The following is a 13305-nucleotide window of genomic DNA, read 5'->3' as shown; positions in this document are numbered from 1 at the left end:
GGCAAACGGCCCCCACTGCGCTGAGCGCGATGGGGGCCGTTGCTGTCGGCGGAGGATGGGGGATTTGAACCCCCGAGGGTTTTATCCCAACACGATTTCCAATCGTGCGCACTAGGCCACTATGCGAATCCTCCGTCGCGCAGGTTACCGGAGGCGGACCCCGCACAAGAAATCGGCCTTCCCGGGCACCCTGCACGACCCCGGTGCACAATCACCGCATGGCCCCTCCCACGCCGGTCGCCCTCGACACCGACGTCACCTGGATCCACGGCGCACCCTCCCCGGGGCGACGACACGACCCGCCAATCCAGGTGCACCACCTCGCCCCCGGCACCGTCCTGATCCGGCAGAGCAAGGACCTCACCTACGAGGCGCCGTTCATCCTGCTGCTCCTCGGCGAGCGCCGCGCGCTGCTCCTCGACACCGGGGCGGTGGAGGGCGCCGCCCTTCGACAGACGGTGGACCGCCTCGTCGCGGACCACCTCGCCGCGCAGACCCGGCCGGACGCGCAGACCCCGCCGGACGCGTACGACCACGACGCGTACGAGCTCGTCGTCGCCCACACGCACGGCCACGGCGACCACGTCGCCGGCGACGCCGCGTTCGCCGACCGGCCACGCACGACCGTCGTCGGCCACGACGTCGCGAGCGTGTGCGCCTTCTTCGGCATCACCGAGTGGCCGACCGAGGTCGCGACGCTCGACCTCGGTGGCCGTCCCCTCGAGGTCTTCGGCATCCCGGGTCACCACGCGGCCTCGATCGCGGTCCTCGACCCGACCATCGGGCTGCTCCACACGGGCGACACGGTCTACCCGGGCCGCATCTACGTCCAGGACTCCGACGCCCTCCTCGACAGCCTCGACCGCCTCGTCACCTTCGCCGCGGAGCGCGCCGTCACGCACGTCCTCGGCTGCCACGTCGAGATGACCCGGCGGCCCGGTCGCGACTACCCGCTCGGCTCGCGCTACCAGCCCGACGAGCCGTCACCGTTCATGACCGCGGCGCAGCTGCGCAGCGCCCGCGACGCCTTCCGCACCGTCGCGCACCGTCCCGGCATCCACCGGTTCGACGACGTCGTCTTCTGCGTCGGCGAGGGCCCCCGCGTCCTCGTCCCGCTCCAGCTGCGGGCGCTCGTCGAGCAGGTCCGCTGGCGGCTCGGGCTGCTGCGCCGCCGACCGGCTCCCTGAGACCGGATTGCCGCACGGCGACCGCGCCTGAAACCATCACGTGCATGTCCCTCGCCGCACTCCACCGCCGCAACCTGCTCAAGGAGATCGACCTGACGCCCGACGAGTTCCGGGCGCTGCTCGACCTCGCCGCCGAGCTCAAGGCCGCCAAGCGCGAGGGCCGCGAGGAGCGACGCCTCAGTGGCAAGAACATCGCCCTGCTCTTCGCCAAGACCTCGACGCGCACCCGCTGCGCGTTCGAGGTGGCCGCGGCCGACCAGGGCGCCAGCACGACCTATCTCGACCCGGTCGGCTCGCAGATGGGCCACAAGGAGTCGGCCAAGGACACCGCCCGCGTGCTCGGCCGCTTCTACGACGGCATCGAGTACCGCGGAGCCGGGCACGACGTCATCGAGACCCTCGGCGCCTTCGCGGGGGTGCCGGTCTGGAACGGCCTCACCGACGACTGGCACCCGACCCAGTCGCTCTGCGACGCGCTGACGATGCGTGAGCACGCCGGCAAGAGCGACGAGCAGATCGCCTACGCCTACGTCGGTGACGCCCGCTTCAACATGGGCAACTCGCTGCTCGTCACCGGGGCCCTGCTCGGCATGGACGTGCGCATCGTGGCCCCGCAGTCGCTGTGGCCGTCCGACGCCGTCGTCGCCGTCGCGAGGAGGTATGCCGCCGAGACCGGTGCCCGCATCACCCTCACCGAGGACGTGGCGGAGGGTGTGCAGGGCGTCGACTTCGTCCACACGGACGTGTGGGTGTCGATGGGTGAGCCGAAGGAGGTCTGGGCTGACCGCATCGAGCTGCTGACGCCCTACCAGGTCAACGCGGAGATGCTTGCGCTGACAGGCAATCCGCGCGTCAAGTTCATGCACTGCCTGCCGGCCTTCCACGATCTCGAGACGCAGGTCGGCAAGGAGGTGCACGAGCAGTTCGGGCTCAAGGAGCTCGAGGTCACCGACGACGTCTTCGAGTCCGACGCCTCGGTCGTCTTCGACCAGGCCGAGAACCGGATGCACACGATCAAGGCGCTCATGGTCGCCACGCTGGTCCAGCTCTGACGGGGGGGTCCCAGCGACCTCCCAGCCTCACGACGCCTGACGTTCACGCTTTGGTGGTGGCGCCGTTCGACGACGGTGCGGGAGAACAGCAGTCATGCAACTTTCTCGCACCCCAGCCCTGGCGGCCATCGCCGCCGCACTCGTCGTCCTGCCCGCTGCCACGGCGGCTTCCGCCGCAGATGCCCCCGGTCAGGGCAAGGACGGCCACTACCGCTTCGCCGTCATCGGTGACGTGCCCTACGGCGACGCCCAGGTCGCGGCCTTCCCGAGATGGGTCGACCAGGTCAACGCCACCCCGGACCTCTCCTTCACCATCCACGTCGGCGACATCAAGAACGGCTCGTCGCGCTGCACGAACGAGTACTTCTCGATGATCCGCACCCAGTTCGACCGCTTCACCACGCCGCTCGTCTACACCCCGGGCGACAACGAGTGGACCGACTGCCACCGCACCAACAACGGCACGTACGACCCCCTCGAGCGCCTCGCCGCCGTCCGGTCGACCTTCTTCCCCCGCGCAGGCCACACCCTCGGCGCCGACATGCCCGTCGCGTCGCAGGCGGCCGCCGGCTTCCCCGAGAACGTCTCGTTCCGGCGCCAGGGCGTCGACATCGCGACCCTGCACGTCGTCGGCAGCAACAACGGCCTGCTCCCCTGGCCCGAGCTGGGTTTCACCTCCCCCACGGCGCAGCAGGTCGCCGAGGAGCAGGCCCGCACGGACAACGCCGTGGCACAGGTCCGTTCGGCCTTCGCCGGAGCCCGGCAGCGCCACGACCGCGCCGTCGCGCTCTTCCTCCAGGCCGACATGTTCGACCCGACGTACGCCGTGACCTGGGCCGACAACTCGGCCTTCCAGCCGCTCGTCCGCGAGCTCGTCGCGCAGTCGAACGCCTTCGACGGCGAGGTCTACCTCTTCAACGGCGACAGCCACGTCTACAACTCCGACCGCCCGCTCGCCTCCGGCTCGAGGTGGCTCGACTTCTACGGCGTGCAGGGCTCGGCGGACAACCTCACGCGCGTCACGGTCGACGGCTCGAGCAACAACACGGACTTCCTCGAGGTCACCGTGAACCGTCCCGGCGCCGCGCACGTGCTGTCGTGGAAGCGCGTGCCCTACACCCCCTGAGACGTCCCGACGAGGCAGCACCGCGTGAGTATGCCGTCCGGCGCAGACCGCGCCGGACGGCATGCTCACGCTCGTGTCACGGCTGGACGGTGATCGTGGGGCACTGGCGCAGCGTCTGGGTGGGCGTCGCGACGACGGGCACCTTCCCGAAGCTCTTCCAGGCCGCGCCCACGACGAGGTCGACGGTGTCGCCCTTGCGCTTGTCGTTGAGGTAGACGGCCTGCGGCACGTGCGCCTTGACGAGACGGGCCGACGCGGCACCCTCGGGTCCGAAACGGATCTGCGCGACCTGCTTGACGCCCGCGTCCTTCGGGTCGTTGCCGACGGCCTTGACCTTGAAGCCACGGGTGTCGGCGACCTTGGCGACGGCCGCGGCGAGCCCGTTGCGCGTCGTCGAGTTGTAGACGTTGAGGCTGACGTCGGCCGGGCGCAGTGGTGCGACGGGCACCTCCGTCGTGCACGGTCCCGGTGTCGGGGTCGTGTCGCGGAAGTAGGTCGAGGCGTAGTAGAACGCGCCCGCCATGCTCAGCAGGACGACCGCGATCACGATCGTCGACCGGCGCTGACGCCGCACCCGGTAGGTGCGGTCGTCCTTGTCAGCGACCTGCGACATCACCGCTCCTTCGTCCGTCGTCGCCCTGGTCGGGCGGGCCCGTGTCAGGAGAGTACGAGGACTCGGGCGTGAAGGACAGGACGCTGCTGCAGCGCGGCGCGCAGTGCCCGGTGCAGCCCGTCCTCGAGGTAGAGCTCGCCCTCCCACTCGACACAGTGCGGGAAGAGGTCCCCGTAGAACGTCGAGTCGTCAGCGAGGAGTCCGCGCAGGTCGAGCGTGCTCTTGGTCGTGATGAGCTCGCCGAGCTGCACCACCCGAGGCGGGACGTTCGACCAGTCCTTGGTCGTCTCGAGTCCATGGTCTGGGTACGGGCGCGAGTCGCCGACGGCCTTGAAAATCACCGGGTCAGCATAGGCGTCGAACGTGGACGACCGGCCACTAGAGTTCGAACCGTGACCGAGACTGCAGGCTCAGGAGCCCCTCAGACGGGCGGCACGGGAGACACCGGCCAGATCGACGAGATCCGGGCCGGCTACGCGTTCGAGGGCGGGGTGCTCAAGCTCGGCGCCGCGGTCGTCGACGGCCAGGCCCACGCTGACGCCCCGGTGCAGATCCCGCTCAGCGTCCTCAACCGCCACGGCCTCGTCGCGGGCGCGACCGGCACAGGCAAGACGAAGACGCTCCAGCTCATGGCCGAGCAGCTGGCCGACCAGGGCGTCCCGGTCTTCCTCGCCGACATGAAGGGTGACCTGTCGGGTCTCGCGACGCCCGGCGAGGGCGGCGACAAGATCACCAGCCGCGCGGCCGACGTCGGTATGCCGTGGACGGCGACGGCATACCCCACCGAGTTCTACTCGCTCGGCGGCAAGGGTGACGGCATCGCGATCCGCGCCACGATCACGGGCTTCGGCCCGACCCTGCTCAGCAAGGTCCTCGGGCTCAACGACACGCAGGAGAGCAGCCTCGGGCTGATCTTCCACTACGCCGACAAGAACGGTCTAGCGCTCCTCGACCTCAAGGACCTCCGGGCGGTCATCAGTCACCTGACCTCCGACGAGGGCAAGGCCGACCTCAAGGACCTCGGCGGCCTCTCGAGCGCGACGGCGGGCGTCATCCTGCGCAACCTCATCACCTTCGAGGACCAGGGCGCCGGGGCCTTCTTCGGCGAGCCCGAGTTCGAGACGAGCGACCTGCTGCGCACCGCACCCGACGGCAAGGGGATCATCTCCTGCCTCGAGCTGCCCCAGGTGCAGGACCGACCGCAGCTCTTCTCGACCTTCCTCATGTGGATGCTCGCCGACCTCTTCCACGACCTGCCCGAGGAGGGCGACGTCGACAAGCCGAAGCTCGTCTTCTTCTTCGACGAGGCGCACCTGCTCTTCAACGACGCGAGCAAAGCCTTCCTGCAGGCCATCGAGCAGACGGTCCGGCTCATCCGCTCCAAGGGCATCGGCGTCTTCTTCGTGACGCAGTCGCCCAAGGACGTCCCGTCGGGCGTGCTCGCCCAGCTCGGCAACCGCGTCCAGCACGCCCTGCGCGCCTTCACCCCCGACGACGCCAAGGCGCTCAAGCAGGCGATCGCGACCTACCCGCACACGGCCTACGACATGGAGAAGCTCCTCACGAGCCTCGGCATCGGCGAGGCCGTCGTCACCGTGCTGTCCGACAAGGGCGTGCCGACGCCCGTCGCGTGGACCCGGATGAAGGCCCCGAACTCCCTCATGGACCCCTCGTCGCCCGCGACGATGGACGCCGTCATCGCGGCGTCGCAGCTCAAGACGAAGTATGCCGACGTCGTCGACCGCGAGTCGGCCTACGAGAAGCTGACGGCCCGGTTGCAGGCGGCTCCCGCGACGCCGGCGGCCCCCGCGCCGGCACCCGCCGCCCCGGCCACCCCGCCCGCGTCGACTCGCGCGGCCAAGGAGGAGCCGAGCATCATCGCGCAGGTCGCCGGCAGCTCGGCGTTCAAGTCGATGCTCCGCTCGGCCGGCACCGTCCTCGGCAGGGAGATCACCCGCAGCATCTTCGGCACCCGCAAACGCTGACCCCCCGTCTCCGAGCAGGAGCGCCTCGACCGCTCGTGGGTCGGGGCGCCTTTCGCGTGCCGCTGCTACGCGCTCGGGCGGCACTGTGATCGGCCCCGACATCACCCGGGGTCGACGAGCGGATCGGCCGTCCGGCCCGCGGCGCGCGGCACCGGTTGGCGCCCAACCTTGGACAGACCGCCGACGCCACGGCCCGGACGGGTACGCCGCAGGTGACGCGGCCTCGACCGCTGGGCACGCACCGCTGCCCCTCGTGGCCGCCCGAACGGGATCCTCATGACGGACATGCCGACAGAGCGCGACCTCGAGGAGGTCGCCCGCTCCCGGGAAGCGCGCCTCCAGACCATCATCAACGACCTCGTCCGCGAGGGCGGGCGCTCGCAGCCCGAGGTCGTCGAAGCCCTGACCCGGGCCATCGAGGCCGAGGGCCTCGGGAGTCGGCCCGAGCCGTGGCTCGACGCCGTCGCCGACGAGATCGCGCAGGGCAACGCGTACATCGTCTCGGCGCACGCCGCCGAGGTGACGGACGTCCCACGTCCCTCGACCGACGTCCCGTCGGAGACGATCGACTGACCACCCCACACCGCCGGTCGTCTGGCGAGCGCCCGGGGCTGTAGGTCAGGCGGGAGTCAGGCTGTTGTCAGGCGTCGAACTCGACGTCGTCGAGGTCGCCGTCGACGTCGGCGAAGTAGCTGATGACCCGGATGTCCGGCTCGTCGAGCACCTGCAGGACGAGCTGGCGCAGCTGGATGACCTGCCCGGTGTCGAGACGGATCCGCTTGGTGCGTCCCCGGGTCGGGTCGCTGTCGTGGCGCTCCCACCACTCGACGGTGTCCGGGTTCGTCTTGAAGATCTCGTCGAGGATCCGCTTGAAGGACGGGTCGTCGGGGTGCCGCGCGTATGCCTCACGGAAGAGCGCGAGCTGGTCGGCCGCCTCCTGCTCCCAGTCGACGAAGAGGCTCCGGGCCGCCGGGTCGCAGCAGTAGAACCACAGCAGGTTGCGCTCGCGCTTGCTCCGCTTGCTCTCCCAGTCGGTGAAGAGCTGGCAGGCGGTGTGGTTGGCGCCCAGCACGTCCCAGCGGGCGCCGACGACGTAGGCCGGGTTCGGGTCGATGGAGTCGAGCAGCTCCTCGAGCTCCTCGGTCAGCTCCTCCGGCGCCTGCGGCCGACGTGACGGCGTGCCCGTCGCGAGCGCGTGCAGGTGCGACCGGCCGTCGGCGTTGAGCTTGAGCGCGCGGGCGAGGCCGTCCATGACGCTCTTGCTCGGGCGCAGGTCGCGGCCGCGCTCGATGATGTCGTAGTACGCGACGGAGATGTTCGCGAGCTCGGCCACCTCGGTGCGGCTCAGACCCACCCGGCGCCGACCCTTGGCCCGCTTGATGCCGACCTCCTCCGGGGCGAGCTCGTGCCGGCGCGCGCGAAGGAACTCGCCCAGGGGGGAGGGGGTGCGCACGCTGAGCGGGACGTCCGTGGTCATGGCGCTCATCCTGCCAGTGGCCCGTCTCGGCCGCGGCCCGGCGGTGGCGCAGAGTCAGATCGGGTTGCCGCAACCGGTCCGCCACCCCTCGCGTTCGACGGGTTCCTCACCTGTTCCGGGTGATGCGGGCTGCGGTGGCCATGACGAGAGTGGCACCCGTGGCACCCCGCCGCACCATAGCCATCCGTACAGGAGACACACATGTCCGAGAACACACCCGTCCTTGACTGCCTGGCCGACATGACCGCGGTCTCTCTCGTGGAGGGCGGACTCGGGGCGCGCGAACACATGCTCGCCCGGCTTGCGGCCCTCGTCTCGGTCGGTGCCCCAGACGCGTCATACCTGATGAACGCCGCAGCGGCTGCCGAGGTCGGCATCACCGTGGAGGACGTGCAAGGAGTCCTGGTGGCGGTCGCCCCCATCGTCGGGACGCCCCGGGTGCTGGCCGGCGCAGCGGGCATCACCCGGGCGCTCGGCTTCGCGGTCGCCGTGGCGGAAGCGGAGATCCAGGCGCTCATCGCCGAGGCGGAGGCCGACACGGCGGACCCGAGCTGAGGGCAGGCGCCTCAACCCTCGGCGCCTCGCTCGCTCCTCCCACATCCCGCGGCCTCCTATCAAGATGACTCAGGACCCCGACGAAAAGCATGTCGGGGTCCTGAGTCATCTTGGCGGTGGCGGTGGGATTTGAACCCACGGTGGAGTTACCCCCACACACGCTTTCGAGCTCTGGGACCCACCGTTCGCCGTGGTTCCCGAGAGTGATCGCGTGCTCAGGGGCTCCCGGGATGAACTGTCCCGACGCACGCCGGACCAGCGCGAACGAGACCGCGAATGAGACCACGATCTGAAACAGCGGAGCGCCCGCTGCGTCGAGAGTCCGCGGTCGGAGTTTCACCCACATGCCGATGGTCGGACGTTCGGTTGGTGGTCGATGGTGCCGATGTGCGCGCGTTGGCAGTCAAGCCTCGTTGTCCTTCCCGAGAGTGCCGCGTCAAGCCCCAGCAAGGCGGGACGGGCCGGTCGGATCAACGCAGCATCCTGCTGTTGACACCTTCGCCGGTCGCGGCCAGAGTCGCGAGGAGATCAATGGTGTTCGACAGGGAGATGGTAGCGATGAAGGCCGTTCGTACTAGTGCTGACAACGTCGCTCCGGCTGGTCTGCGCGACACAGGCACTCCGTGGACCCAGGTGCTCGGATTCGCTGCCCTCGAGGTGGCCTTTCTCATGGGTGTTGGCACCGTGATCGCCAATAGCGGCGATCATCGCAACTGGTGGATCGCCGTGGCGGTCGTCACTCAACTCGTGTTGGTGGGTGCTGTTGTCGAAGCATTCCGGCGACGGAAACAACACCGGTCCCGGCAGCCGCATGAGTAGATGGTTCTCCGCAGAACTGTTGCACCACGCCAGGGGAGAAGAGGGGCCGCAGACCGGAATAGTCGCGCTCCCGCCTTGATGCACCGCTTGACTTCGGTAGCACCGTTACTTGTCCCGGTGCGTGCCGCATCCTCGACATCCCGGACGGCTCAGCTCAACGTTCTGCCTTCATCCTGAACGAACTGCAGGTCACGCGGCGTAGACGTCCGGAGATGCCGCGGGGCGTGCCCTACTGCGCGCCTCGTCGGTGCGACTTTCGAAGGGTGTGGGTCTCTGTGTCGACCGGGGGCGCGTCGTCGTCGCGGTTCGTTCGCGAGGCAGCCGTAGTGGCCTGCGGTACCGTTCACGCGCCGCCTGCAGGGGGCGGCGGCTCACAGGGGAGCTCAGATGCTCGATGCGAATGATCCAGATCCGGTCGCCACGCCGGTGGTCGGACTGCACGGGGTGACCGTGCGCTACGGCCGTGCGACGGCCCTCGACGACGTGTCGGTCTCGTTCGGCCCTGGCGTCACCGGGCTGCTCGGCCACAACGGGGCCGGGAAGTCGACATTGATGGGCGTGCTGATCGGGCTGGTCCGCCCGAGCGCCGGGGAGGTGCACCTTTCCGGGGTGGCGGTCAACAGGCGTGGCTCCCGGGCGCAGTTGCTGCAGTCACTTGGCGTTCTGCCGCAGCGCTTCGAGGCGTTCCCCTCCTTCCGGGTGCGTGAGTTCCTCGAGTACGCCGCCTGGCTGCGCCGCGTACCGGTGGCCGAGACAGCCGGTGCCATCGATCGGGCCTTGGCTCTGGTCGGGCTCACCGCACTGGCTGACCGCCGCATCAAGGACCTGTCCGGCGGGATGCAGCAGCGGGTCGGCATCGCCTGCGCCGTGGTGCACCGCCCACGTGTCCTGGTCCTGGACGAACCCACGAACGGCCTCGACATCGAACAGCGCGCCGCCTTCCGCGACATCGTCCGATCCCTGGATCCCGGCACCACCACGATCATCAGCTCGCACCTGGCCGAGGACGTCGCCGCTGTGTGCCACCGAGTCGTCGTTCTGCAGCAGGGCCGAGTCGTCGCCGAGGACAGTCTCGCCGGACTCATCGCCGGGACACGACCACCGGCCGAGCCGGCCACACATGCCGGTGACGCCAGTGACGCCATCCCGGTCGTCGTGGACGGTCCCGGACTGGAGCAGGCCTACCTTCGCGTGCTGGCCGCGAACGGCCGATGAGCACCCGGACCCGCAGCCAGCCGCCCGCGTCCACGCTCGCGGCCGACCCTCGACAACACCGGCTGTCGGAATGGCTGTGGAACCGGGTGTGGAACTGGCTGTGGCACGAGTTGCGCACCACACCGGCCCGGTGGCCTGCCCTGGGGCTCGCGGTTACCGGGGTGCTGTCTGCGCTGACCGGGTCGCCGCACTGGGTGGGACGCTGGAACGACACGACCCTGTTCGCGCACCTCTACGGGTCGATCGTCGTCGGCATCGTCAGCGGCATCGTCGCGGCCCTCATCGTTGGCCGCTCGCAGTCGCGAGGCGTGGCCGTCCTGGAAAAGACCGGGCTGCGCTCCGGGCCGGCAGTCGTGGCGCGGTCCGTTCTGCCGGTGTGGGTGCTGGCTGCCGGCGCGTTCCTGCTCGTGCTCGCGGCTGCGGCGGTGCGCACCGTGTTCGTGTCCGGCAGCGGCTCGCCGGCGTGGGGTGTCTTCGTGATCACGTTGTGCCTGCTGGCATTCCAAGTCGCTGTCGGCGCCTTCCTCGGGGCGTGGCTGCCCCGGTGGGCGGCGGTCGTCGGGACCGGTGTGCTGCTCTACGGGGCGCTCGTGCCGGTGTACCTGCCCGACGCCGAACGCACCTGGGGACGCCTCTACCCGGTGATCCAGCAACGCTGGGACGACGACGTCGTCCAACACGCGGCACGGATGTTCAGCGCAGGCGCCTGGCTCCTCGCGGCCGCTGGCCTGCTCCTGGTGGCCGCCGGGTCGCGTCATCGCTCGACACGGCCCTCGGGCCGGACCGCGGTCACCGCCCTGCTGCTCGCGGGCGCTGCCGCCGCGGGCGTGCTCCTGCCGCAAGTCGCCCGCGGCCAGCAGTGGATGTCCACCGCCGCTGCCGCGCGTCCACTCCAGTGCGCAGAGCACGACTCGGCGCGCGTCTGCGGCTACTCCGCCACCCGGCAGGACCTCACGATGCTCGCCGCCGCCTTCGCGGACCTGCGCCGAGCCGGCGCCGAGCTCGACTTCCTCCCGGCCCAGCTCGTCGAAAGCGGCGTACCGGTAGCCCCCGGGGAACCAGGCGCGCCAGCCGAGATCTGGGACACCTCCCGTGACCGCACCGCAGCCTGGAGCGCCGACCCCTCGGGGGTGATCGACCGGTCCCGTGCGGTCGAGCTCGTGGCCGCCGCCATCGTTCCCGTCGTCGACCAGGACTGCCTCCGCAGCGAGTTGGCCGCACGGACCGACCTCGACGCCAGCCGGGACATCGCCGCGACACTCACCGACCGGATCACCTCCACCGTCTCCCGGCCTGACGACACCCCGGCCCACGACCAGCTGGTCCACCTGCCGCCCAACCAACAAGACGCCTGGATGAACCAGGCCGTCGCGGCCGCCGCGGCGTGCCGACCGCTCCCACCGGTACCCACACCATGAACCCGCCGTCGACCTCCGCGAGCCCGGCACCGCGATCACCGCGATCACCGCGATCACCGCGGCCACGCGGACCACGACCCGGCGCGGCTCCCTGGCGCGGACCCTGGCTGATGGCCAGAGGACTGGGCATCCCCGCGACGCTGGCCACCTCAGCACTCATCGTGATCGCCTTCGCCGTGCCCGCATCCCTCGCGCTACCCGTCGGCGTCCTGACAAGTGTCACCCCAGCCGTCATGCCGCTCTACCTCGTCCAACCCGTCCCCCTCGCCATGCTCCTGGGACGCAGCTGCCACAGCCCCGCAGCACGGCTGGAGGCCACCGCACCCCGCCAGGCCCGCCACACCCACGCAGGCCTCCTCGGCGCCCTCATCGCCACCACCCTCGCCATGCTCGCGATCAACCCCGCCCTGACCCGCGATAGCTACGCCCTCGTCACCGCCTCCTACCTCGGGTCCGTCGGACTGGTGTGCACCGGCGTCGCCCTGCTCGGACGCGTCGGCGTCCTCCTGCCAGCGGCCTACCTGTGCCTGCTCACCGTCCTGGGCACCTCCGACAACGGGCAACCGGCGTCGTGGGCCTGGACCATGCAGCCCACCCCAACCGCACTCGCCACCGGTGTCGCACTGCTCGCAGTCGGCGCCCTCGCTCTCGCGGCACGCTGGAGAACAACCAAGCGCGACCAGGAATGAACGCCTCACCTTCCACCCCGCATGACCGCCCCTGACCTACCTCCCGACCCACCTCCCGACCCACCTCCCGACCCACCTCCCGACCTACCTTCCCCGGGCCGGCGGTCCTGCCAGCGGCCGCCGCTCGACGATCAGTGGTCGTCTGAGCCCGCGCCAACGTTCGCGCATGCCGCGCACAGACCGTCCCCTCGTGCCGCGAGCCTCGTGCAGTCGAGGCGCGCAATGTTCGTATTCGCCGAGCGGCCCGGGCCGAGGCGGGCCATGCAAAACTCGCCCATGCCCACCACCATGACGGAGCACGATGAGCGCAGAGTGGGGCCGCTGCCCGGCCGTCACCTCAAGCTCGCGCTTGCCATCTCTGTTGTGGTCCTTCTGGCAGCAGTCCTCACTGGGTGGCATGTGTGGACTGATCGCCAACCCACGATCTACTCCGCGATCGATGCCTACACCTCCGCTGTCGAATCCGGAGACCGAACTGCTCTCGAAGCGATCATTGCTGAGGGCCCTGGACGGGAGGCGCTCCTTCAGCGGCATGCGGGAAAGCCGAGCACTGTCACCGGCGTGACGACGGAAATGAGCGTCTCAGCCGTGTGGTGGCAGCTAGAGATCCGCTATGAGCTTCCCGGACAAGAGCAGACCAGCGAGCATCTGCTGGTGCACCCGCGCAGTGAATCGCCCGACCGCCTGATCGACTACGCCATCAGCCCCGCTCCCTGAGGCAGCTGGCGACGGACTCCTAGGGCGCCGTCCGCTTCTGCCGCGCGTCGGACGACGTCCGACCCTGCCCCTGAGCGCGCGCCGACCGTATTTGCAATCAGGTCAGCCGGATGAGCTTGATCCCGAACTCCTGCCCAGGGTTTACCAGATCCACCAGGTAGATGTGCTGATCGGGCTCCGCTCTGAGGGCGACTACGATCGCCCGACCATGCCGCTCTCCGTGAGAGTGCCGACGTCAGCTCGTCGACCTCTATCCGGGCGGCAGGCGGTGGCGGCCGGCGGCGCCTAAAGAAACTCGTCGCGCCACCGAACGTCCCCATGGAGGTAGACAACCTGACCTTCGTCGCTGCCCCACACGTCGATCCACGTCGGTACTCCGTGGTCCTCGACCAGGACCGGCGCGTGGGCCGAACGCAGCCGCGTCAATGCCTCCTCCGGCAGCCACGAGGGCT

General features: G+C 69.9%; 14 protein-coding genes and 1 tRNA gene. 11 read left to right on the top strand and 4 right to left on the bottom strand.

All coding sequences use genetic code 11. The features are described 5' to 3' along the window. Positions 1–49 precede the first annotated feature (49 nt). Positions 50–134 (bottom strand) — tRNA-Ser (locus tag AB4Z14_RS13960). Between the two features lie 84 nt (positions 135–218). Between AB4Z14_RS13960 and AB4Z14_RS13955 the strand changes: the two genes are divergently transcribed. The 3 genes from AB4Z14_RS13955 (at position 219) to AB4Z14_RS13945 (ending at position 3365) form a co-directional block, all read left to right on the top strand. Further along, positions 219–1187: an MBL fold metallo-hydrolase gene (locus tag AB4Z14_RS13955; protein ID WP_442275702.1), complete on the top strand. Its 969-nt coding sequence runs from the start codon at positions 219–221 to the stop codon at positions 1185–1187. Positions 1188–1231: 44 nt separating this feature from the next. Beyond that, entirely contained in the window at positions 1232–2239 is a 1008-nt protein-coding gene (gene argF / locus AB4Z14_RS13950; protein ID WP_442275701.1) for an ornithine carbamoyltransferase, read from the top strand. Between the two features lie 94 nt (positions 2240–2333). Beyond that, on the top strand, positions 2334–3365 hold the full coding sequence (locus tag AB4Z14_RS13945) for a metallophosphoesterase (protein WP_442275700.1): 1032 nt from the start codon (positions 2334–2336) through the stop codon (positions 3363–3365). A 76-nt stretch (positions 3366–3441) separates the two neighbouring features. On the opposite strand, the gene AB4Z14_RS13940 is transcribed toward AB4Z14_RS13945, so the two are convergent. Both AB4Z14_RS13940 and AB4Z14_RS13935 read right to left on the bottom strand, forming a co-directional pair. After that, on the bottom strand, positions 3442–3978 hold the full coding sequence (locus AB4Z14_RS13940) for a LytR C-terminal domain-containing protein (RefSeq protein ID WP_056774151.1): 537 nt from the start codon (positions 3976–3978) through the stop codon (positions 3442–3444). Positions 3979–4022: 44 nt separating this feature from the next. After that, the gene (locus AB4Z14_RS13935; RefSeq protein ID WP_020145941.1) at positions 4023–4319 is read right to left on the bottom strand and encodes a type II toxin-antitoxin system VapB family antitoxin; all 297 of its coding nucleotides are present in this window, start codon (positions 4317–4319) and stop codon (positions 4023–4025) included. 51 nt (positions 4320–4370) lie between these two features. On the opposite strand from AB4Z14_RS13935, the gene AB4Z14_RS13930 reads away from it, so the two are divergent. After that, positions 4371–5963, top strand: a complete 1593-nt coding sequence (locus AB4Z14_RS13930; RefSeq protein ID WP_442275699.1) for a helicase HerA-like domain-containing protein — start codon at positions 4371–4373, stop codon at positions 5961–5963. A 276-nt stretch (positions 5964–6239) separates the two neighbouring features. Next, entirely contained in the window at positions 6240–6536 is a 297-nt protein-coding gene (locus AB4Z14_RS13925; RefSeq protein ID WP_442275698.1) for a hypothetical protein, read from the top strand. A gap of 67 nt (positions 6537–6603) precedes the next feature. On the opposite strand, the gene AB4Z14_RS13920 is transcribed toward AB4Z14_RS13925, so the two are convergent. Beyond that, a complete protein-coding gene (locus AB4Z14_RS13920; RefSeq protein ID WP_442275697.1) occupies positions 6604–7440 on the bottom strand; it encodes a helix-turn-helix transcriptional regulator in 837 nt (278 codons plus the stop codon). A 201-nt stretch (positions 7441–7641) separates the two neighbouring features. Here AB4Z14_RS13920 and AB4Z14_RS13915 point away from each other — a divergent pair, with 201 nt between their 5' ends. The 6 genes from AB4Z14_RS13915 (at position 7642) to AB4Z14_RS13890 (ending at position 12853) form a co-directional block, all read left to right on the top strand. Next, the gene (locus AB4Z14_RS13915) at positions 7642–7995 is read left to right on the top strand and encodes a carboxymuconolactone decarboxylase family protein (RefSeq protein ID WP_256795665.1); all 354 of its coding nucleotides are present in this window, start codon (positions 7642–7644) and stop codon (positions 7993–7995) included. 534 nt (positions 7996–8529) lie between these two features. After that, entirely contained in the window at positions 8530–8814 is a 285-nt protein-coding gene (locus AB4Z14_RS13910; RefSeq protein WP_442275696.1) for a hypothetical protein, read from the top strand. Between the two features lie 387 nt (positions 8815–9201). Further along, positions 9202–10029 (top strand): ABC transporter ATP-binding protein, encoded by an 828-nt coding sequence (locus AB4Z14_RS13905; RefSeq protein ID WP_442275695.1) that lies wholly within the window; start codon positions 9202–9204, stop codon positions 10027–10029. Then, positions 10026–11447, top strand: a complete 1422-nt coding sequence (locus tag AB4Z14_RS13900; protein WP_442275694.1) for a hypothetical protein — start codon at positions 10026–10028, stop codon at positions 11445–11447. The genes AB4Z14_RS13905 and AB4Z14_RS13900 overlap by 4 nt, the downstream gene beginning before the upstream one ends. 110 nt (positions 11448–11557) lie before the next feature. Continuing rightward, on the top strand, positions 11558–12136 hold the full coding sequence (locus tag AB4Z14_RS13895) for a hypothetical protein (RefSeq protein WP_442275693.1): 579 nt from the start codon (positions 11558–11560) through the stop codon (positions 12134–12136). Between the two features lie 276 nt (positions 12137–12412). Further along, positions 12413–12853: a hypothetical protein gene (locus AB4Z14_RS13890; protein WP_442275692.1), complete on the top strand. Its 441-nt coding sequence runs from the start codon at positions 12413–12415 to the stop codon at positions 12851–12853. The last annotated feature ends 452 nt before the right edge of the window (positions 12854–13305 follow it).

This window comes from Terrabacter sp. 2TAF16 (assembly GCF_052115065.1).
GTDB lineage: Bacteria > Actinomycetota > Actinomycetes > Actinomycetales > Dermatophilaceae > Terrabacter.
The sequence above is the reverse complement of the archived record's forward strand: the minus strand, read 5'-3'. Positions and strand labels throughout refer to the sequence as shown.

Bases quoted from the DNA above. Each gene is read 5' to 3' on its own strand.
- AB4Z14_RS13955 (WP_442275702.1), top strand. From the start codon at position 219: ATGGCCCCTCCCACGCCGGTCGCCCTCGACACCGACGTCACCTGGATC.
- argF (WP_442275701.1), top strand. From the start codon at position 1,232: ATGTCCCTCGCCGCACTCCACCGCCGCAACCTGCTCAAGGAGATCGAC.
- AB4Z14_RS13945 (WP_442275700.1), top strand. From the start codon at position 2,334: ATGCAACTTTCTCGCACCCCAGCCCTGGCGGCCATCGCCGCCGCACTC.
- AB4Z14_RS13940 (WP_056774151.1), bottom strand. From the start codon at position 3,978: ATGTCGCAGGTCGCTGACAAGGACGACCGCACCTACCGGGTGCGGCGT.
- AB4Z14_RS13925 (WP_442275698.1), top strand. From the start codon at position 6,240: ATGACGGACATGCCGACAGAGCGCGACCTCGAGGAGGTCGCCCGCTCC.
- AB4Z14_RS13920 (WP_442275697.1), bottom strand. From the start codon at position 7,440: ATGACCACGGACGTCCCGCTCAGCGTGCGCACCCCCTCCCCCCTGGGC.
- AB4Z14_RS13915 (WP_256795665.1), top strand. From the start codon at position 7,642: ATGTCCGAGAACACACCCGTCCTTGACTGCCTGGCCGACATGACCGCG.
- AB4Z14_RS13905 (WP_442275695.1), top strand. From the start codon at position 9,202: ATGCTCGATGCGAATGATCCAGATCCGGTCGCCACGCCGGTGGTCGGA.
- AB4Z14_RS13900 (WP_442275694.1), top strand. From the start codon at position 10,026: ATGAGCACCCGGACCCGCAGCCAGCCGCCCGCGTCCACGCTCGCGGCC.
- AB4Z14_RS13895 (WP_442275693.1), top strand. From the start codon at position 11,558: ATGGCCAGAGGACTGGGCATCCCCGCGACGCTGGCCACCTCAGCACTC.
- AB4Z14_RS13890 (WP_442275692.1), top strand. From the start codon at position 12,413: ATGCCCACCACCATGACGGAGCACGATGAGCGCAGAGTGGGGCCGCTG.